The organism is Cryobacterium sp. SO2 (genome assembly GCF_026151165.2).
Taxonomy (GTDB): Bacteria; Actinomycetota; Actinomycetes; order Actinomycetales; family Microbacteriaceae; genus Cryobacterium.
Genome location: NZ_CP117849.1, coordinates 3277989 through 3297277, shown reverse-complemented (window position 1 = coordinate 3297277; position 19289 = coordinate 3277989). Strand labels below are relative to the sequence as shown.

The 19289-nt window shown below is 67.1% G+C and carries 18 protein-coding genes; 14 read left to right on the top strand and 4 right to left on the bottom strand.

The genetic code is table 11. The features are described from left to right. The first annotated feature begins 50 nt into the window (after positions 1–50). From rpsE to BJQ94_RS15490, 7 genes are all read left to right on the top strand, one after another. On the top strand, positions 51–701 hold the full coding sequence (rpsE, locus tag BJQ94_RS15520) for a 30S ribosomal protein S5 (RefSeq protein WP_066597601.1): 651 nt from the start codon (positions 51–53) through the stop codon (positions 699–701). Next, the gene (gene rpmD / locus BJQ94_RS15515) at positions 701–883 is read left to right on the top strand and encodes a 50S ribosomal protein L30 (RefSeq protein ID WP_066597599.1); all 183 of its coding nucleotides are present in this window, start codon (positions 701–703) and stop codon (positions 881–883) included. Before rpsE ends, rpmD begins: the two co-directional genes overlap by 1 nt. Next, positions 883–1485, top strand: coding sequence for a 50S ribosomal protein L15 (gene rplO, locus BJQ94_RS15510; protein WP_104165734.1), 603 nt, complete (start codon positions 883–885; stop codon positions 1483–1485). Before rpmD ends, rplO begins: the two co-directional genes overlap by 1 nt. Positions 1486–1587: 102 nt before the next feature. Next, positions 1588–2910 (top strand): preprotein translocase subunit SecY, encoded by a 1323-nt coding sequence (gene secY / locus BJQ94_RS15505; RefSeq protein ID WP_265400132.1) that lies wholly within the window; start codon positions 1588–1590, stop codon positions 2908–2910. Beyond that, on the top strand, positions 2907–3521 hold the full coding sequence (locus BJQ94_RS15500; protein WP_265400133.1) for an adenylate kinase: 615 nt from the start codon (positions 2907–2909) through the stop codon (positions 3519–3521). The genes secY and BJQ94_RS15500 overlap by 4 nt, the downstream gene beginning before the upstream one ends. A 102-nt stretch (positions 3522–3623) precedes the next feature. After that, on the top strand, positions 3624–4454 hold the full coding sequence (gene map, locus BJQ94_RS15495) for a type I methionyl aminopeptidase (RefSeq protein WP_265400134.1): 831 nt from the start codon (positions 3624–3626) through the stop codon (positions 4452–4454). Between the two features lie 300 nt (positions 4455–4754). Next, on the top strand, positions 4755–7781 hold the full coding sequence (locus BJQ94_RS15490) for a hypothetical protein (RefSeq protein WP_275875510.1): 3027 nt from the start codon (positions 4755–4757) through the stop codon (positions 7779–7781). 12 nt (positions 7782–7793) lie between these two features. Here the strand turns inward: BJQ94_RS15490 and BJQ94_RS15485 are convergent, their stop codons facing one another. Beyond that, positions 7794–8384 carry a TetR/AcrR family transcriptional regulator gene (locus tag BJQ94_RS15485; RefSeq protein ID WP_265400136.1) on the bottom strand — a complete coding sequence of 197 codons (591 nt, stop codon included), beginning with the start codon at positions 8382–8384 and terminating at the stop codon, positions 7794–7796. Then, positions 8381–8926 carry a DUF1569 domain-containing protein gene (locus tag BJQ94_RS15480; protein ID WP_265400137.1) on the bottom strand — a complete coding sequence of 182 codons (546 nt, stop codon included), beginning with the start codon at positions 8924–8926 and terminating at the stop codon, positions 8381–8383. Before BJQ94_RS15480 ends, BJQ94_RS15485 begins: the two co-directional genes overlap by 4 nt. Positions 8927–8985: 59 nt before the next feature. Here BJQ94_RS15480 and BJQ94_RS15475 point away from each other — a divergent pair, with 59 nt between their 5' ends. Continuing rightward, the gene (locus BJQ94_RS15475) at positions 8986–10431 is read left to right on the top strand and encodes an aldehyde dehydrogenase family protein (RefSeq protein ID WP_265400138.1); all 1446 of its coding nucleotides are present in this window, start codon (positions 8986–8988) and stop codon (positions 10429–10431) included. Positions 10432–10547: 116 nt separating this feature from the next. Here the strand turns inward: BJQ94_RS15475 and BJQ94_RS15470 are convergent, their stop codons facing one another. Together BJQ94_RS15470 and BJQ94_RS15465 are read right to left on the bottom strand one after the other, a co-directional pair. Next, complete coding sequence (locus BJQ94_RS15470; protein WP_265400139.1) at positions 10548–11474, bottom strand: hypothetical protein; 927 nt, start codon at positions 11472–11474, stop codon at positions 10548–10550. Positions 11475–11621: 147 nt separating this feature from the next. Next, on the bottom strand, positions 11622–13553 hold the full coding sequence (locus BJQ94_RS15465; RefSeq protein WP_265400140.1) for a BglG family transcription antiterminator: 1932 nt from the start codon (positions 13551–13553) through the stop codon (positions 11622–11624). 164 nt (positions 13554–13717) lie between these two features. Here BJQ94_RS15465 and BJQ94_RS15460 point away from each other — a divergent pair, with 164 nt between their 5' ends. The 6 genes from BJQ94_RS15460 to BJQ94_RS15435 all read left to right on the top strand — a co-directional run bounded on the left by BJQ94_RS15460 (position 13718) and on the right by BJQ94_RS15435 (position 19204). Then, positions 13718–14035, top strand: coding sequence for a hypothetical protein (locus BJQ94_RS15460; protein ID WP_265400141.1), 318 nt, complete (start codon positions 13718–13720; stop codon positions 14033–14035). Between the two features lie 125 nt (positions 14036–14160). Continuing rightward, positions 14161–14427, top strand: coding sequence for an HPr family phosphocarrier protein (locus tag BJQ94_RS15455; RefSeq protein WP_265400142.1), 267 nt, complete (start codon positions 14161–14163; stop codon positions 14425–14427). 13 nt (positions 14428–14440) lie between these two features. Continuing rightward, positions 14441–16162 (top strand): phosphoenolpyruvate--protein phosphotransferase, encoded by a 1722-nt coding sequence (ptsP, locus tag BJQ94_RS15450; protein WP_265400143.1) that lies wholly within the window; start codon positions 14441–14443, stop codon positions 16160–16162. After that, complete coding sequence (locus BJQ94_RS15445) at positions 16159–17616, top strand: PTS mannitol transporter subunit IICB (protein ID WP_265400144.1); 1458 nt, start codon at positions 16159–16161, stop codon at positions 17614–17616. The genes ptsP and BJQ94_RS15445 overlap by 4 nt, the downstream gene beginning before the upstream one ends. Continuing rightward, positions 17616–18056, top strand: a complete 441-nt coding sequence (locus BJQ94_RS15440; protein ID WP_265400145.1) for a PTS sugar transporter subunit IIA — start codon at positions 17616–17618, stop codon at positions 18054–18056. Before BJQ94_RS15445 ends, BJQ94_RS15440 begins: the two co-directional genes overlap by 1 nt. Beyond that, positions 18053–19204, top strand: a complete 1152-nt coding sequence (locus BJQ94_RS15435) for a mannitol-1-phosphate 5-dehydrogenase (RefSeq protein WP_265400146.1) — start codon at positions 18053–18055, stop codon at positions 19202–19204. The genes BJQ94_RS15440 and BJQ94_RS15435 overlap by 4 nt, the downstream gene beginning before the upstream one ends. Positions 19205–19289 lie beyond the last annotated feature (85 nt).

The window sequence follows — 19289 nt, the reverse complement described above, 5'->3', positions numbered from 1 at the left end:
CCAGTAGCACCGCAGCAGCGAAGGAAGCTGACGTCGTCACTGAAGTTCCGGTGGAAACCGCAGCTTCGACCACGCCGCCGCAGAACGAGCCCCGCGAGGCTCGTCGTGGTGGCCGCGAGCGCAGCCCGAACCGTGAGCGCGGAAGCCGTGACGCCGAGAAGAGCCAGTTCCTCGAGCGCGTCGTCACGATCAACCGTGTTTCCAAGGTGGTCAAGGGTGGTCGTCGCTTCAGCTTCACCGCTCTGGTCGTCGTCGGAGACGGTAACGGCCTGGTAGGCGTTGGTTACGGTAAGGCCCGCGAGGTCCCGACCGCAATCAGCAAGGGCGTCGAGGAAGCGAAGAAGAACTTCTTCCGCGTTCCCCGCGTCGGCCTCACCATCCCGCACCCCGTTCAGGGTGAAGCAGCTGCCGGAGTCGTTCTTCTCCGTCCGGCCGCAGCAGGTACCGGCGTTATCGCCGGTGGCCCGGTGCGCGCCGTACTCGAATGCGCCGGCATCCACGACGTCCTGAGCAAGTCGCTCGGTTCGTCGAACACCATCAACATCGTGCACGCCACGGTGGAGGCCCTGCACCAGCTCGAAGAGCCCCGTGCAGTCGCGGCTCGCCGTGGCCTCTCCTACGAAGACGTGGCTCCGGCCCGTTTTCTGCGTGCCGACGCGGCTGCAGCAGCAGCCGCCGCAAGCGCGAAGGCAGGTGCCTAATGGCTCAGCTGAAGATTACGCAGATCAAGTCCAAAATTAGTGAGAAGCAGAACCAGCGCGACACACTTCGCAGCCTGGGCCTGCGTCGCATTGGCGCCGTCACCATCCGCGAGGACAACTCGCAGAACCGTGGCTACGTCAACACCGTTGCTCACCTTGTGAAGGTCGAGGAGATTGACTAATGGCTGACGAGAAGGAAGCGACCGAGAAGGTCGCAACCAAGCCCGCCGCTAAGAAGGCCGCCGCCCCCAAGGCGACGACCACGAAGGCTGCTGCAGCCAAGGCTCCGGCCAAGACTGCTGCCGCCAAGAAGGCCGCCGCGCCGACTGAGCCCACTGAGGCCCGTCCGCAGGTGCTGAAGGTTCACCACCTTCGCCCCGCGCCCGGATCGAAGAAGGACAAGCAGCGCGTTGGCCGTGGTGAAGGATCCAAGGGTAAGACCGCGGGTCGTGGAACCAAGGGCACCAAGGCGCGCTACACCGTGCGTATCGGCTTCGAGGGTGGGCAGATGCCGCTGCACATGCGCACCCCGAAGCTGCGCGGGTTCAAGAACCCGTTCCGCGTCGAGTACCAGGTTGTCAACCTGGAGCGCCTCGCTGAGCTGTACCCGACCGGCGGCGATGTAACCATCGCTTCACTGGTCGCCAAGGGTGCCGTTCGCGACAACGAGAAGGTCAAGGTTCTCGGCAATGGTGACATTGCGGTTAAGCTGACTGTTGCAGTCGATAAGGTCTCCCGCTCAGCAGAGCAGAAGATCGTCGCAGCAGGTGGCTCGATCAAGTAGTAAGACCCGTAGACGAGATCGAGCTTGTCGAGCCTGCTCAGCGACTAAAGCGCTGACGCTGTCTCGGCAAGCTCGTTCTTTGTTACTAACTGGAGGCCTTTTTTGTTTAGCGCCATTGCGCGGATATTCCGCACGCCGGACCTTCGTAAGAAGATCGGGTTCACCCTGGGCATCGTCGCCCTGTTCCGACTGGGCTCGTTCATCCCCGCCCCGTTCGTGGACTTCGGCAACGTGCAAGCCTGTCTTGCAGCGAACCAGGGAACGAGCGGCCTCTACGAGCTCGTGAACCTGTTCAGCGGTGGCGCCCTGCTGCAGCTTTCAGTCTTCGCACTGGGGATCATGCCGTACATCACGGCCTCCATCATCGTGCAGCTGCTGCGCGTGGTGATTCCCCACTTCGAGACCCTCTACAAGGAGGGTGCGGCGGGCCAGTCCAAGCTCACTCAGTACACCCGTTACCTCACCATCGCCCTCGGCATCCTGCAGTCGACCACGCTGATTACGGTGGCCCGCAGCGGCGCACTGTTCGGCACCTCGGCATCGTCCGAGTGCTCGCAGCTGCTCACCAACGACGCCTGGTACGCCATCATGCTGATGGTCATCACCATGACCGCCGGCACCGGCGTCATCATGTGGATGGGTGAGATGATCACCGAGCGCGGCATCGGCAACGGAATGTCGCTGTTGATCTTCACGTCGATCGCCGCTCGTTTCCCGAACTCCCTCTTCGCGATCGGCCAGCAGAACGGCATCGACGTTCTGCTCATCGTTCTCGCGATCGGCTTGATCGTCGTGGCCGCTGTCGTGTTCGTCGAGCAGTCGCAACGCCGCATCCCCGTGCAATACGCCAAGCGCATGGTGGGACGCCGTACCTACGGCGGCAACAACACCTACATCCCGATCAAGGTGAACATGGCCGGCGTTGTGCCCGTCATCTTCGCGTCGTCGCTGCTCTACCTGCCGGCGTTGATCGCGCAATTCAACCAACCCGCGGCCGGCGAGACGCCGCAGGCCTGGGTCACCTGGGTCACCAACAACCTGACCAAGGGCGACCACCCGCTCTACATGGCGTTCTACTTCCTGCTCATCGTGGGCTTCACCTACTTCTACGTCGCGATCACCTTCAACCCCGAAGAGGTCGCGGACAACATGAAGAAGTACGGCGGATTCATCCCCGGCATCCGTGCTGGCCGGCCCACCGCCGAGTACCTCGACTACGTGCTCACCCGCGTGACGCTGCCCGGCGCGCTGTATCTGGGGTTGATCGCCCTGATCCCGCTGATAGCGTTCTCCGCCATCGGTGCCGACCAGAACTTCCCGTTCGGTGGCGCCAGCATCCTGATCATCGTCGGTGTCGGCCTGGAGACGGTCAAGCAGATCGACTCCCAGCTGCAACAGCGGCACTATGAAGGGCTGCTGCGATGACCCGGCTTCTCGTGATCGGCCCTCCGGGCGCCGGCAAGGGCACCCAGGCGGTACGCCTGGCCGAGGCCTTCGGCATTCCCGCCATCTCCACCGGTGACATCTTCCGTCACAACGTGAAGACCGAAACCGAGCTCGGCCTGCAGGTCAAGGCGTTCATCGAGGCCGGCCAGTACGTGCCGGACTCGCTGACGAACGCCATCGTCGCCGACCGCCTCCAGGAGCCGGATGCCCTGAACGGCTTCCTGCTCGACGGCTACCCGCGTACCACCGACCAGGTGCACGAACTCGACCGCCTGCTCGACGCTGCGGGCACCTCGCTCGACGCCGTGGTGCAGATCGTCGCCGACACCGACGAGGTCGTCGCCCGGCTGCTCAAGCGCGCCGCAGAGCAGGGGCGCGCCGACGACACCGCCGAGGTCATCCGCCACCGGCTGGACGTGTACGAGGAGCAGACGGCTCCGCTGATCGACCTCTACGACAAGCGCGGCCTCGTGGTGACCGTCGACGGCCTCGGCGCCGTCGACCAGGTCACCGACCGCATCGTTGCGGCGCTGGCCGAGCGCGGCCTGCACGCTGTCGGGCCCACCGACGCGGTCGCGGCCTCCGTCTAAATTGCTCTGAGGGGGCGTCGGCTTCGGTCGGCGCCCTTTCGTTTTTCACCCAGCGCCTACCGGCGCCGGCCCCGCACGACAACTTAGTTTGCAGGTATCACCGTGGCCCTTCGCCGCTCCATCTACAAGTCCCCGGCGCAGATGCGCCTCATGCTGGCCCCCGGCCTGGCGACCGCTGCGTCGCTCGTGGCGGCGCGGGAGGCGATGCGCGTGGGCGTCACCACCCTCGAGCTGGATGCGGCCGCTGAGGCGGCCATTGTGGCCCTGGGCGGACAGCCCAACTTCAAGCTCGAGCAGGGCTACTTCCACACCGTGTGCGCGTCGGTGAACGACGACGTGGTGCACGGCATCCCGAACGGCCGGGTGCTGGGCGCCGGCGACATCGTGTCGATCGACAGCGGCGCCATCCTGGACGGCTGGAACGGCGACGCGGCGTTCACCTTCGTGCTGCCGGATCCCTCGCGACCCGAACTCGTCGCAGAGCGCGAGGAACTCTCCCGAGTGACCGAGCAGTCGCTCTGGCACGGCATCGCCCGACTGGCCGAAGCTCGGCACCTCAACGAGGTGGGGGAGGCCATCGAAGACTACATCGAGTCGCAGGGCACGTACGGGATTCTCACCGACTACGTGGGGCACGGCATCGGCAAGTCGATGCACGAGGCGCCGCCGGTGTTCAACTACCGGGTGCGCCAGAAGGGCCCGGACGTGAAGCCCGGCCTGGTGGTGGCGATCGAGCCGATGGTGGTGCTCGGTGACATCGAAACGTACACCCGGGACGACGACTGGACGGTTGCCACCAGCGACGGCAAGGCCGCCGCGCACTGGGAACACAGCGTTGCCGTGCACAAGGACGGCATCTGGGTGCTCACCGCCGAAGACGGTGGCGCAGCTGGCCTGGCCCAGTTCGGCATCACCCCCGTCCCCCTGGCCTGACCCGTCCTCTCGCGCCCACGCGCACCCTCGCCAACCCTGCAACTGTTCCCAGTGCGGACAATTGCGCCCGGTGCGCCGGGTGCAATTGTCCGCTCCGGCACCAGTCGGCTGCGGTCGGCGCCGGGAGCCTCGTCCCCGAACTGGGGGCTTTCCGGCGTCTGACCAGGGTTACTTTCTCCCATAGGTTCTTATACGGGAACTCTCACCGGTTTCACCGGTTCGCCCATTTCCTGACCGGTGGGCGTGCGTCCCCTGGGGAGAGTCGTGCCGAAACGTCGCAATCGTGGTTCTCGATCGTCAGTGCCCGTTGCGCGGAAGCCGCGGCGAACCTGGCTGAGCATCACGGCGACGACACTCGCCGTGTTCGGCATGCTGGTTGCCGGGCAGACCAGCGCCATGGCAGCACCCACCGGCGCCGCATCGATCGTCGCTGCTGAAGCACCCGCCCGTGCCCAACTCGTCACCGCGCCCGCTGCCGCGACTGTGACCACGGCTACACTCGCCGTCACGATCACCGGCGTGCCGGCGGGCAAGACCGCCACTGTCACCGTCAAGGGCCCCAACTCCTACCAGCGGGTCGTCAAGGCGAACGCCACCCTGACGAAGCTCAAGCCCGGCGCGTACACGATCTCCGCGCCGTCGATCACGGCGGCGAACGGAACGTACTACCCGGTGCTCTCCGGCTCGGCCAAGCTGACCCTGGTGGCCGGCACGTCCACCCCGACGAAGATCGCCTACGGGCGGACCGGCCTGAAGGTCTCGCTCCTGACCGTTCCCCAGAAAAGCACCGCCAAGGTGAAGGTGACCGGTCCGAGCGGATACTCCCAGACCATCAGCAAGACCACGTCCCTGATGAACCTCAAGCCAGGGACCTACACTGTCTCCGGCGCCGCGATCACAACCGCCGCCGGCACCTACTCCGGCGTGCGCAGCGCCGCGACCACCGTCGTCGTCAAGGGCAAGACCGCAGCGGCATCCGTCACCTACGGCCTCACCGCGTTGAAGGTCACGGTTGTCGGCGCCTCAACGACGAGCCCCGGCCGCGTCGTCGTGACCGGCCCGTCCGGCTACTCGAAGACCGTCACCAAGACCACCCTCCTCGTCAATCTCAAGCCCGGAACGTATGGCCTGACCAGCACCGCGGTCACGTCCGACGCCGGAACCCTGTACTCGACCAAGCCCTCCCAGCTGGCGAAGGTCGTGACCGGCACGACCGCGGCGGCGACGGTCACATATCAGTCGACCACGCTGAAGATCGTGACGACCGCGCTCCCGGCCGGACAGACCGCTGACGTGGTGGTGAAGGGTCCGAAGGGCTACACCAAGACCGTGACGGTCAACGGTTCGAAGACCTTGACCCAGCTCGCGGCGGGTGTCTACTCGATCACCGCAGCGAGCGTGACTCGCACGGCGGAGAAATCGGATCCAGGGGTGTACACCCCGGAGGTCTCCGCGGCGGTCACGCTGACGCCGGGCGGCACCGGGGTTCTCACCGCCGACTATCAGGACGTAACGGCGCTCAACCTCGAGGTCCCCCAGGCCGAAGAGGTCGTGGAGGTGGGGGACATCCCCATCGCGCCGGAGGATCGCGGCACGCTGGAGTTGACCAACACCGATCAGGCCGTCGGCGATTTCATCGCTATGGGAGTTACCCCGGAGACCCCGAACGGGTTGCTCGTCAAGCTCATCGCGGTGCAGAGTACGGATGGCACGACGACGTCGTACGTCACCGAGGCCGCCCAGCTCGACGATGTCGTGCAGCGGGGCTCATTTGAGACCGAATTCGAGACCCCGGTGACCCTCGACAACTTCACCGGCCAGGATGGCGCGGCCCTGCGCGCACAGCGGAACCCGTTCGCGAAGACCTTCAGCTGTTCCGGCGGTGCGTCGATGGGGATCGACGCCACGGTGGAGGGCTCCATCAAGACCAAGGTGTCCGTCAACCTGAACTACTTCGACTCGACCGTCGGCGTGACCGGAACCGCCACCCTCACGGGTGGAGTGGCCGCCTATGTGACCGGCCACGCAGAGTGCGAACTGGCCACGACGGATCTCCTCGCCCGGCCACTGCCGCTCCCGAACATCGTGGGCTCAATCGGTCCGGTCCCGTTCGTGATCGTGAATACCCTGCAGTTCACCGTCGAGGGTTCCGCAGACACCCAGGCCACCCTGTCCACGTCGGCCGAGACCGTGATGACGACCAGTGTCTCCGCGACGATCTCCAAGAACGGACTCGCGACGAGCTTCGTTCCGCCGGCGACTACGTTCACGTACGAGCCGCCGACCCTCACCGCCGACGGCCAGGCCGAACTGTTCCTCGGCGTTCGCCTGGATATGAAGGTGGACGGTATCGCGGGACCGAAGATCACCGCGGCCGTGGGCCCGAAGATCTCGGCCGATCTGAACGCCGACCCCTGGTGGGAGCTGACCGGCAGCTACAAGGCCGGCGCCGGTGTGAACGGTTCCGTGTTCGGATTCAACCTGGGCGACTGGTCCAAGGACGACATCGTCAAGAATTCCTGGGCGATCGCCGACGCCGGTGGACCGCTTCACCCGGTGACGGAGCCGGGTGACCCCGACGACCCGGGCACCACGCCGACCACGCCGCCGGTGGTAGACGGTTCGCCGGGTGCGGCCGCGCTGCGGAAGATCGCCACCTACGGCGTGAGCGACGAACTGCAGTGCTCGCTGTTCACCGAGGAAGATGTGTACGGCGAGTTCTTTGCCTCGACCGCCTGCGGCACGTTTGCGACGGTGGATGGCGTGCTCTACGGTCCGTCGGGTCTCGGTGTCGGGGAGAGTTCAACGGGCTGGACACCCGTGTCCCAGACGGTGGAGACAGCGCCCAATGCTGACTCCCCGACAGTGGTCACGACAACGGTGGCGGCAGCAGACACCGGCATCAGACTCGTGCAGACGGACCGGTGGACCGCGGCCGGCAGCTCGATCGGAACTGACGTGCGGGTGTACAACGACAACAGTGCCGACGTCGACGTGCGGGTGTCCCGCGGCTTCGATTGCTATCTGGGTGACAGCGACCGTGGCACGGGCGAGATGCGTCTCACCGGCCAGCTCGTCGGCTGTCTTCGTACCGTGTCCACTGGCGAGGTCATTACGCTCCGGCTGCAGGCGCTCACCCAGGGGGCCACCGTGCTCGAGGCCGGCTACGGAGAGGTGTGGCAGGCCGTCGGTGCCATGACGGACCTCGGAAACCTCTGCAGGTGCAGCGAAGACATCGACAACGGCCTGGCCATCAGCTGGGCGAAGACGGTGCCGGCCAAATCGTCGATCAACCTCAAGAGCGAACTCTCGATGACCCGACCCTAGCCAGCGGGGGTGTCAGCGGGGCAGGACGGCGAGCACCTGGGCCACGATGTGGTCGGGTACGAGGCGGGCTACCGCGGCCGGACCGTCGGCCCGGAGCAGCAGCGGTGTTGTGACCAACGCGATGGTGAGGTCGGCCGCCTGCTGGGCGTTGTAGCCGGACTCGAGCTCGCCGCGGGCGGCTGCCCGGTCGAGGATCGCCGCTATGTGCGCCGTCGTGGTGTCGAGGATCTCGCGCTCGAGGATCTCCGCGATGGCGGGATCGTGAGCGGCCTGGCCCACGAGTGTCTTGAGCACAGTGCCGAGGTCGCCGCTGAGTGCGGTGACCTTCTGGCCGATGAGCAGACCGAGGTCGCCGGGCAGGGAGCCGGTGTCTTCGGGGGTGAGGTAGTCGGCCACGATGGTGCGGGCGGCGGAGGCGACGAGCTCCTCCTTGGACGACCAACGCCGGTACAGCGACGCCGTGGACACCCCGGCGCGGCGCGCGATGGCCGAGGTGGTGAGGGAGCCGTAGCCCTGCTCGGCCAGGAGGGCCGTGGTGGCGGTGAGCACGGCGTCGTCGACACGCACCTCCATGGGGCGCCCGCGTGGAACGGTGATGCTCATCGGTCGGCGCCGGCAGCGGGGGAGGGGGCGGCTGTCGCGGGGGCGGCATCCGCGCCGGGCAGGTGCTCACGCAGGTGCATGGTCTGCAGGGTGGCCACCTGCTCCCTGGTGCAGCGGCCGTAGGTGGGGTGCGGCTGCAGTGCGCCGTCGAAGGCCACGAGCCGGTTCACCGAGGCCCGGAGCACAGCGACCGCGGCGAGGTCGGGCATGGTTGGGTCGAGCTCGGGCGCGCCGGAGACCGGGGCCGAGAGATTGTGCCGCATCGCGCCGCGCCGCAGGAAGAGATGCTTCACGGCGCGGCCCACAGTGACCCGCAATGAAACCGGAGCAAGGTGCGGGTAGCCGGTCATCGAATAGCCGATGCTCTGCGCCGCGTGCTGCGCGGTCTCGGAGAAGCTGTACCTGCCGCGGGGGCTCAGCAGCGCGCTGCCCGAGCCGTCCTGCCGAACGCGGGCCTCGAGAGTGTCAACGAAGGCGAGGAGCGCGGCGAGCGGGGAAGGAGCATCCGGAGCGGCGGACGCGTGAAGGAGCGGGGAGGTCATGGTTCGAAATTACCCCTTTTATGAAACGAAAGCGAACTGTTTCGTAATATGCTGGCGCAATGACCTCTGCCTCCGCATCCGCCGCCCCCACCCTGTCGACCCCGGCCGTGCCCGTGGCGGGCGCCACGGCGGCCGTGATGCGGATGCGCGCCGGCTACGACTCCGGCCGCACCCGCCCGATCGCCTGGCGGCGTGCCCAGCTGCGGGCGTTGCGCCGGCTACTGACCGAGAACCAGGGAGCGCTTCAGGACGCCCTCCACGCCGACCTGCGGAAGAGCCCGACCGAGTCGGACGTCACCGAGATCGGCATCCTGGTGCGTGAGATCGACCACACCCTGCGGCACCTCGGGCGCTGGCTGAAACCGCGCCGGGTGCCGGTGCCGCTGGTGGTGCTGCCGTCCACGGCGACGATCGTGCGCGAACCGCTCGGCGTGGTGACCGTCATCGCGCCGTGGAACTATCCCGTGCAACTGTTGCTCGCCCCGCTGATCGGCGCCATCGCCGCCGGCAACACCGTGGTGCTCAAACCCAGCGAGCTGGCCGAGGCGACCTCGGCCCTGATCGCCAGGCTGGTGCCCGTGTATCTTGACCGCGAGGCCGTGGCCGTTGTCGAAGGCGGCATTCCGGAGACCACCGAACTGCTCGCGCAACGCGTGGACCACATCTTCTATACCGGCAACGGCGTCGTGGCCCGGATCGTGCTGCAGGCCGCCGCCCTGCACCTCACCCCCGTGACTCTCGAACTCGGCGGGAAGTCACCGGTGTGGGTCGACGACACCGCAGACCTGCCGAGCGCGGCGCGGAGAATCGCCTGGGGCCGGTTCGTGAATGCCGGGCAGACCTGCGTGGCACCGGACTATGTGCTCACCACGCCCGCGGTCGCGGCCCGGCTGGAGCCGCTGCTGGTGCACGCCATCGCCGAGCTGTACGGCACAGACCCGCGGACCAGCGCGGACTACGGGCGCATCGTCAACGCCCGGCAGTTCGACCGGCTGGTCGGGATGCTCGACCAGGGTCGGCTGGTGACCGGCGGCGGGGTCGACCGGAGCGAGCTGTACATCGCCCCGACGGTGCTCGCCGATGTCGACCCGGTGTCGCCGGTGATGACCGACGAGATCTTCGGGCCGATCCTGCCGATCGTGACAGTGCCTGGACTTGAGGACGCGATCGCGTTCATCACCGCGCGGGACAAGCCGCTGGCGCTGTACGCGTTCACCCGCAACCGCCAGGCGGAGCGGGCGCTGCTGGCACGGACCTCTTCGGGCGGGGTCGGGCTGGGAGCACCCATGTCGCACCTGATGGTTCCGGGACTGCCGTTCGGCGGCGTCGGGCCCAGCGGCATGGGCAGCTACCACGGCGAACACACCGTGGAACTGTTCAGCCACGACAAGGCGGTGCTGCGCACGCCGGCGCACCCGGATGTGCTCGGTCTGGTGGCCGCGCCGTATGCCCGCCGCCGCACCTGGCTGGTGCGCCGCCTGGTCTCCACCCTGCGCGCCTCCTAGCCCGGCCCTGTTGCCGGCGCGTTTTCGGCGCACAACTGTTGCCGCAACGGACAATTGTGCCCGGCACACCGGGCGCAATTGTCCGGACGGGGAACTGTTGCCGGCGCGGGCGCGGGTTAGTGCGTGTAGGAGACCGGCGTGTAGGCGGCCGTGCACTTCGCCTTGCAGCTGGTGGGGAAGCTGAAATTGTATGAAGCTCCGCCCTTGACCGGCTTGCCGAGAGCGTCCGTCACACGGATACGGAATTTGGTGCCATTGGGCACGGTCGCGCCGAGTTCATAGGCCTGGCCCACTTTGCCGCTGATCTTGGCCGATTTCCACTGTCCGTCCTGGAAGTACTGCACCCCGCCGACTCCGTTCTGCAGGTGCGTGAGCAGCACGGATGTCCAGTACTTCTGCGAGTCCCGGCGGAAGCCGATCTTGATATCGCCCGTGTACTTCGGGGCGGACACGAAGCTCCAGGTCACCTTGCGGTTGGCCCACGCCGTGCTGAGCCCGGTCATCACGGTGCCGTTCTTGACGAACTTCGCGAGCGCCGGCTTGGCCAGGTCGAGGTGGTAGGCGTCATTGCGGCACCAGTTGTTGTTATCGGGGCAGCTGTCGGCGATGACGAAGGTCTGGGTGGCGCCGTAGTACTTGTCCTTCACGAGCTTGCCGCCGATGCAGAAGCCCGTGCCGACAGGGCCCGTGTTGTGACGGCCTCCGACACACACCTCACCGACCTTGACGGTGATCATCCGGCCGCAGTTCTTGCCATTGGCATACTGGCCCACGCCTCCGGCTGAGCTGTCAAGGTTGAGGGCCGCGTAGCTCTGGGTGTCGAGTTGGGCGACCGGAACCCCGCAGTTGCCGTACGGCTTCCATGCCGCCGTGAAGCTGGTCGACCAGGAGCTGCGGGTCGGGGAGACGGCGGCTGCCACTGTTGTCACCGGCGAGGCCGCGCTGCCGGCGGGCACGGCTGCGACCGCTGTTGACGGACCTGCCACAAGAACGGGGGCGAGGACGGCCAGGCCGACCAGGAGGGGAAGCAGAACGCGGCGCATGGCTCATCTTGGCGTGCTGAGAGGCGCACCGCCACTCGGCGGGCCACTCGGCTGCACCGGGCGGGCGTCATCCGCCCGCAACCGTTGCCAGAACGGACAATTGGTGCCGGTGTGCCGGACGCAGTTGTCCGCTTCGGGAACAGTTGGTTAGGTGTCCATGACGTGGACGAGCTCGTCGATGAACGACGCGAAGTCCACCGAGCGCTTGATGAGGCGCTGCACCTCGACCCGGTCGGCGAAGACCTCGACGAACTGGTCGAAGACCGCCTGGAAGGTGCTGCGGCCGGCGGCGCTGAACGCGATCAGGGCGACCACGTTGACCCGGTTGTCGCCCCATTCCATCGGGGTGTCGTTGATGACGATCGCGATCGACGTCTGCTTGGCGCTCATCGACATGGCGTGCGGCACGGCGAGGTTGTCGGTGAACGCCGTGGACGACATCAGCTCCCGCTCGATGGCACCGTCGACGTAGCTCTGGTCGATGAGTCCGCGCGTGATCATCCGCTCGCCCAGGGCGGTGATCATGGTCGTCTCATCGGGGGCGTAGAAGTTGCGGGCGAACAGCGACTCGTCGAAGAACTGCAGCAGGTCGTCCTTCAGGCTCGCGCGGCGACGCATCCGGCGTACCCGGCTGGCGTGCTGGCGGATGCGGTCGACGTCGCCCTGGGTGAGGAACGGCTGGATCACGATGATGCCGTCTGACGGCAGCTGCGGGTCGATGGTGGTGAGCACGAGGTCGGCGTCGAGCTCATCCCAGGCCACATCCGACCGGGTGATCACCGCGACGACCTCGAGGTCGTCGCCGAGCACCCGTTCGATGCGCTCGCGCAGCAGCACGTGCATGTCGTAGTAGTTCGGGCACACGATCGCGCAGGTGACCAACTCCACCCGGCGCACCTGCTGCTCGAGGTGCGCGCCGACGTGCATGGCGATGTAGGCGATCTCGTCATCGTTGATCACGATCGCCTCCGCCCGCTGCAGCTCGCTGGCGATGTACACGGCCAGCTCGTAGATCAGCGGGTACGAGGTCTTGATCGACCGGGTCAGCGGGTTGCGCGAGTAGGACTTGTCGTGGGCACGGTTGATGAGGTTTCGCACATGCAGGGTGAGCCGCACGATGAAGTCGTCGTCGTCGAGGTCGACGAGGTACTCCTGGCTGGCCCGGTCGACGATCGCGCGCATCGCGGCGAGCTCCTCGGGCCGCACATAGCTCTCGATCAGAGTCTCCGCCGGCTGGTCGTGCCCGGGGGTGATCACCCGGGTGGTGAGCAGGAACGCGAGGTAGGCAAGGTCGCCGCTGCCCAGGCACACGTCGAAGTGCTTCATGATCAGGCCGGACAGGGAGGTGGCCAGCTCCGACGGCGGCTCGGTCACGGCTGGCGCGGGGGAGAGGTGCTTGGTGACCCTGTCGATGGCGATGGCCACGTGCAGCAGCACGTTGTTGATGCCGTACTCGTTGACGAAATAACCCTGGCCGTCGAGCAGTTCGATGAGATCGGTCTTGAACGCGCCCAGGCTGTCCGCCCCGGCCTGGCCGGAGGTGAACTCGCGCTGGATGGTCTCCAGGTCGATCATGCCGCGGGCGCTCTCCTCGCGGAACATGCGGCTGAGCAGCTTGCGCCGGTCGGTCTCCGACCCGGTGAGGGTGACGACGCTGCCGTGCCGCACCAGGGTCAGACCGCTGTCGGGCAGCAGCAGGCGCACCCGGGCCAGGTCGGCCTCGATAGTGGAGTCGCTGACGAAGTTCTCGGCGGCGAGCTCGTAGACGTCGAGCCCGTCCGCGGCTTCGGTGAGGCGCCGCACCAGGCTGGACAGGCGTTGCTGCGGTGTGTCGGCGTCCGCTTCGCGCACCTTCGACCGGTGCTGGGCCGTGTACGCGGCGAATTCGTCGCGGTTGAGGCGGTACCCGGCCGTGCCCGACTCGATCACGGTGAGCGGATGCGCGGAGGCTTTCACTGCGGTCACGTAGCTGCGCACACTCCGCGGGGTCACCCCCAGGCGGTCGGCGAGTTCACCTGCCGTGATCCAGCTCGACGTCTGGGACAGGAAGTCCAGCATCCGTGTCTGTTTATCACTCATAGTGCGCAACTCCATCGTCTCAAGAGTAGTCAAGCAGAGTGCGGGCACGGTACAGCGGGCATTTCGTTGTTTCCGGGGGTGCGGAAAACGCTCTGGTGGTGCGGCGCAGCGTACGGGAGGAAAGTAAGTGTTGCATTCAAAGGATCGATGAAAGGAACGAATCAATGAAGATTCTCATCGTTTGTGGTGCCGGAGCGTCCAGCGCGTTTGTTGCGCACCGGCTGCGTGTCACCGGCAAGGAACGTGGACTCACCCTCACTGTCGTCGCCGGCAGCGAGTCCGACCTCCCAGCCTCGCTCGACACCATCGACGTTCTCCTGATCGGTCCTCACCTCGCCCCCCGTTTCGAACGCATCAGCGCTCAGGCGAAAAAGCGGGGCGTTGGCGTGGCCCTGCTGCCGAAATCGGTGTTCGCGGCACGTGACGGCGACCTGGCACTCGACCTGGCCGTGGATGCCGAACACGAACGTTCGTGGGTCTGACCCCAACGCTCGCACCGTTACCCCCGATTGTTTGTGCCGGCAACTGCCGGCCGCCCGCACGAAGCCGGGACCTCGACTGAGGCCCCGGTGACAATCCCGCACGTTGGAAAGGCATGGCGCGACAAATGGCCGAACGCACCGTACAGATCGGATCGACCCACGGGTTGCACGCCCGCCCCGCGAAACTGTTCACGAAGGCCGCCGCCGCCGCCGGCGCCCCCGTCACCCTGCAGAAGGGCGACGGCAAGCCGGTCAACGCCGCCAGCATCCTCGGCGTCATCTCGCTGGGCATCAACCACGGTGACAGCGTCACGCTCTCGACCGACGCCGACAACGCCGACGTCGTGCTCGACGAGCTCGCCGGGCTCCTCCTCACCGACCACGACGCCTGAGCGGGCCGCGCACATGATTGAACTGCAGGGAATCGGCGTCGGCCAGGGCGTGGCCATCGGCCGCGTGCTGCGCATGCCCGAGCCGCTGCCCGAACCCGCCGCCACCCGCAGCGCACTCGACCCGGAGGCCGAACTGGCCCGGGCGACCGCGTCGATGCACGCCGTGGCCGAAGACCTCGAAGCCAGGGGCGAACGCGCCGGCGGCACCGCCCAGGAGGTGCTCGAGGCCCAGGCCATGATGGCCGAGGACCCGACCCTCGTGGAGGAGATCACCGCCCGCCTGCACAAGCACCTGACCGCCGAGCGCGCCGTGTTCGAAGCCTTCGCCGCGTTCCGCGACCAGCTGCTGGTCCTGGGCGGATACCTCGGCGAGCGTGCCGCGGACCTCGACGACGTCGCCCAGCGCGTCGTCTCCGACCTGGGCGGCTTGCCCACGCCCGGAGTGCCAGACCCCGCTGAGCCGTTCGTGCTCGTCGCCCGCGACCTGGCCCCCGCCGACACCGCCCTGCTCAACCTCGACAAGGTGCTCGGCCTGATCACCATCGACGGCGGCCCCACCTCGCACACCGCCATCCTGGCCCGGGAGAAGTCGATCATCGCGATCGTCGGCACCCACGCCGCAGAACAGCTCGCCGACGGCGACGAGGTCATCATCGACGCCGCCAACGGCATCGTGCTCCTGGCTCCCACCGAGCACCAGCTCGCCGAAGCCAGGGCACGCATCGCCGCCCGCGCCGCCCGCGACCTCACACCCGTCGGTCCTGGCCGGCTCGCCGACGGCACCAGCGTGCCGCTGCTGGCCAACCTCGGCTCAGCGGATGGCGCGGCCAAGGCCGTCGCCCTCGGCGCCGAAGGTGTGGGCCTGTTCCGCACCGAATTCCTGTTCCTCGACTCCACCTCCGCCCCCACGGTGACGCAGCAGCGTGACGAATACGAGCGGATGCTGCGCGCGTTCCCCAGCCAGAAGGTCGTCGTGCGGGCACTCGACGCCGGCGCGGACAAACCCCTCGCCTTCCTCAACGACGCCGACGAGGAGAACCCCGCGCTGGGCCTTCGCGGCCTGCGCGCCCTCCGGGCCAGCGAGGACATCCTGCGCGAGCAGCTCACCGCGCTCGCCGAAGCCGACGAGGCCACCGAGGCCGACCTCTGGGTGATGGCGCCGATGGTATCCACGGTGGAAGAGACCCAATACTTCACCACCCTCGCCCACGAACTGGGGCTCAAGACCGCCGGGGTCATGGTCGAGGTGCCGAGCGCGGCACTGCTGGCCCCCCACATCCTGGCGCACGCCGACTTCGCGTCGATCGGCACCAACGACCTCACCCAGTACACCCTCGCGGCCGACCGGATGCTCGGCAGCGTCGCGAGCTTCCAGGACCCATGGCACCCCGCGGTGCTGCGCCTGGTGGGCGAGGTCGGCGCCGCCGGGGCGAGCCTCGGTAAGCCCGTCGGCGTCTGCGGCGAGGCCGCGGCCGACCCGCTGCTCGCCGTGGTGCTCGTGGGCCTCGGCGCCACCACCCTGTCGATGTCGGCTTCGGCCCTCGCCGACGTTCGGGCCTCCCTGGCCGACTTCACTCTTGAGCAGGCCCGGCACCTCGCCGCGGCCGCTCTGTCCGCCGATGGCGCAGCATCCGCTCGCGCCGCGGCAACCGCAATCGCACACAGTTTCACCAGCACGACCGACAGCACGGCCCCTACCGTGCTCACCACCCCCGAGAGAGGTATACAGAAATGACAACGACGTCTGTCGCAGAGAAGAAGGGCGCGAGGGTCCACGTTCAGGCCTTCGGTACCTTCCTGAGTGGAATGGTCATGCCCAACATCGCGGCGTTCATCGCGTGGGGCCTGATCACCGCCTTCTTCATCCCCACCGGTTGGACCCCGAATGAGACGCTGAGCTCACTCGTCGACCCGATGATCTTGTACCTACTGCCGTTGCTGATCGCCAACACCGGCGGCCGGATGATCTACGGCACCCGAGGCGGCGTCATCGCGTCGATCGCCACAATGGGTGTCATCGTCGGCAGCTCGATCCCGATGTTCATCGGTGCCATGATCGTCGGCCCGCTGTCCGCCTGGATCCTGATGAAGGTCGACAAGATCTGGGCCGGCAAGATCAAGCCCGGCTTCGAGATGCTGGTGGACAACTTCTCCGCCGGTATCCTCGGCTTCGCCCTGGCCCTCGGCGCGTTCTTCGGAATCGCCCCGCTGGTCTCCGGCCTGAGCGCCTTCCTGGAATCGGTCGTCGACTGGCTCGTCTCGAACAGCCTCCTGCCGATCGCATCGATCTTCATCGAACCGGGCAAGATCCTCTTCCTCAACAACGCCATCAACCACGGCGTGCTCACCCCCATCGGTGTGCAGCAGGTTGCTGACAGCGGCAAGAGCGTCCTGTTCCTGCTCGAGGCGAACCCCGGCCCCGGCCTGGGCATCCTGCTCGCGTTCACGTTCTTCGGCGTCGGCCTGGCCCGCGCGAGTGCACCCGGCGCGATCATCATCCAGTTCCTCGGTGGTATCCACGAGATCTACTTCCCGTATGTGCTGATGAAGCCGATGCTGCTCCTCGCCGCAATCGGCGGTGGCATGACCGGTGTTGCCGTGAACGTCGCCTTCCAGACCGGCCTGCGCGCCCCCGCCTCGCCCGGCAGCATCTTCGCGGTGCTCATCCAGACCGCGCCGACCGACTATGTCGGCGTGATCCTCTCGGTCATCGCCTCCGCGGGTGTCTCCTTCCTGATCGGTGCGGTCATCCTCCGCTCCAGCCGCAAGAAGGACCTGGCCGCTGAGAACGACACCGCGCTGGCCGACGCCATCAAGAAGACCGAAGCGAACAAGGGCAAGTCCAGCTCGGTCCTGGGCAACCTGGGCGCGACGGCCACCACCGGATCCGCTGTGAAGAACATCGTCTTCGCCTGCGACGCCGGCATGGGCTCCAGCGCCATGGGCGCCTCGGTGCTGCGCAACAAGATCAAGAAGGCCGGAATCGAAGGCGTCACGGTGACCAACCAGGCCATCGCGAACCTCGACGGAACCGCCGACCTCGTGATCACCCACCAGGACCTGACGGACCGGGCCCGCGGTAAGAGCCCCAAGTCGGTTCACGTCTCGGTGGAGAACTTCATGAACAGCCCCAAGTACGACGAGGTCGTGGAGTCTCTCCAGGGCACAAGCGAGGAAGCGACAAAGTAATGACCCAGAGCATTCTGGAACCAGCGAACGTGGTGGCCGCAGGCGCGGCCACCACGCGGGACGAAGCCATCCGTGAGGCCGGTGCCCTTCTGGTCGCCGCCGGAGCGGTGAAGCAGGAGTACGTCGACTCGATGTTCGATCGCGAGAACTCCGTCTCGACCTACATGGGCAACTTCCTGGCGATCCCGCACGGCACCAACGACGCGAAGGAGTCGATCGTGCGATCGGCGCTCTCACTCGTGCGGTACGCCGAGCCGATCGACTGGAACGGCCAGCCCGTCAAGTTCGCGGTCGGCATCGCCGGCCTGAACAACGAGCACCTGGAGATCCTCTCCAAGATCGCCATCGTCTTCTCCGACGAGGACGAAGTACAGAAATTGATCGACGCAGGTTCGCGGGACGAGATCTTCGCCCTGCTCGAGGAGGTAAACGCAGAATGAAAGCCATTCACTTCGGCGCGGGCAACATCGGCCGCGGCTTCGTAGGTCTCCTGCTTCACGAGGCCGGTTATGAGGTTGTCTTCGCCGATGTGAATGCTCCTCTCATCGAGGCGTTGCAGCAGGCGCCCTCCTACACGGTGCACGAGGCGGGGGAGACGCCCACCGACAAGGTGGTCGACAACTTCCGCGCCATCAACAGCGCCACCGACGAGGCCGATCTCATCAACGAGATCGCCACGGCGGACGCCGTCACCACCGCGGTGGGCCCCACCGTGCTGCGTTTCGTGGCCCCGGTCATCGCGGCGGGCCTGGCCCGCCGCGAGGCCGGGTTGCCCCCGCTGGCCGTGATGGCCTGCGAGAACGCCATCAACGCGACCGACCTGCTCGCCGAGCAGGTCTGGGCGAACGTGCCGGAGGGCGACCGTGCGGCGCTCGCCGGCCGGGTGGCCTTCGCCAACACGGCCGTGGACCGCATCGTTCCCGGCCAGGCTGCGGATGCGGGCATCGACGTGACCGTCGAGGCCTTCTACGAGTGGGTCATCGAAAGCCCCGCTTTCGGCGGCACCCCGCCATCGATTCCCGGCGCCACGTTCGTGGAGGACCTCGCGCCCTACATCGAACGCAAGCTGTTCACCGTGAACACCGGGCACGCAACCGTCGCCTACCTCGGCACCCAGGCCGGCGTCTCCAAGCTCTCCGACGCCCTGCTGGTGCCCTCGGTCGCCGACGGTGCCCGCCGGGTGCTCGAGGAGACCAGCGCGCTGCTGGTGGCCAAGCACGGCCTCGACGAGGCCACCCAGCGCGCCTACCGGGAGAAGATCCTCGGCCGGTTCGCCAACCCGTCGCTGCCGGACACCGTCGAACGTGTCGGCCGTCAGCCCTTGCGGAAGCTCAGCCGGCACGAACGCTTCATCGGCCCGGCCGCGGAGATCGCCGAACGAGGCACGCGCCCGGTGGCGCTGCTCGAGGCCATCGCAGCGGCCCTCCGCTTCGATGTGGCCGACGACGAGCAGAGCGTTGAGCTGCAGCGGATGCTCGGAGCCGACTCGGCCGAGACCATCGTGGCCAACGTGTGCGGGCTCGAGCCCACGCATCCGCTCTACGCCGACGTGCTCGAGGTCGTGCGCGGCGCCGTCACCGCAGCCTGACCCTGTGTCCTGGACATCCCTCGGCGGGGAAACCGGCCGAGGGATTATAGGGATGAATTGCCAAAAGGCAATTGCATAGCATAGG

Bases quoted from the DNA above. Each gene is read 5' to 3' on its own strand.
- BJQ94_RS15435 (WP_265400146.1), top strand. From the start codon at position 18,053: ATGAAAGCCATTCACTTCGGCGCGGGCAACATCGGCCGCGGCTTCGTA.
- ptsP (WP_265400143.1), top strand. From the start codon at position 14,441: ATGATTGAACTGCAGGGAATCGGCGTCGGCCAGGGCGTGGCCATCGGC.
- rpmD (WP_066597599.1), top strand. From the start codon at position 701: ATGGCTCAGCTGAAGATTACGCAGATCAAGTCCAAAATTAGTGAGAAG.
- BJQ94_RS15465 (WP_265400140.1), bottom strand. From the start codon at position 13,553: ATGAGTGATAAACAGACACGGATGCTGGACTTCCTGTCCCAGACGTCG.
- BJQ94_RS15470 (WP_265400139.1), bottom strand. From the start codon at position 11,474: ATGCGCCGCGTTCTGCTTCCCCTCCTGGTCGGCCTGGCCGTCCTCGCC.
- rplO (WP_104165734.1), top strand. From the start codon at position 883: ATGGCTGACGAGAAGGAAGCGACCGAGAAGGTCGCAACCAAGCCCGCC.
- BJQ94_RS15445 (WP_265400144.1), top strand. From the start codon at position 16,159: ATGACAACGACGTCTGTCGCAGAGAAGAAGGGCGCGAGGGTCCACGTT.
- BJQ94_RS15460 (WP_265400141.1), top strand. From the start codon at position 13,718: ATGAAGATTCTCATCGTTTGTGGTGCCGGAGCGTCCAGCGCGTTTGTT.
- BJQ94_RS15480 (WP_265400137.1), bottom strand. From the start codon at position 8,926: ATGACCTCCCCGCTCCTTCACGCGTCCGCCGCTCCGGATGCTCCTTCC.
- BJQ94_RS15475 (WP_265400138.1), top strand. From the start codon at position 8,986: ATGACCTCTGCCTCCGCATCCGCCGCCCCCACCCTGTCGACCCCGGCC.
- BJQ94_RS15500 (WP_265400133.1), top strand. From the start codon at position 2,907: ATGACCCGGCTTCTCGTGATCGGCCCTCCGGGCGCCGGCAAGGGCACC.
- BJQ94_RS15440 (WP_265400145.1), top strand. From the start codon at position 17,616: ATGACCCAGAGCATTCTGGAACCAGCGAACGTGGTGGCCGCAGGCGCG.
- BJQ94_RS15485 (WP_265400136.1), bottom strand. From the start codon at position 8,384: ATGAGCATCACCGTTCCACGCGGGCGCCCCATGGAGGTGCGTGTCGAC.
- BJQ94_RS15455 (WP_265400142.1), top strand. From the start codon at position 14,161: ATGGCCGAACGCACCGTACAGATCGGATCGACCCACGGGTTGCACGCC.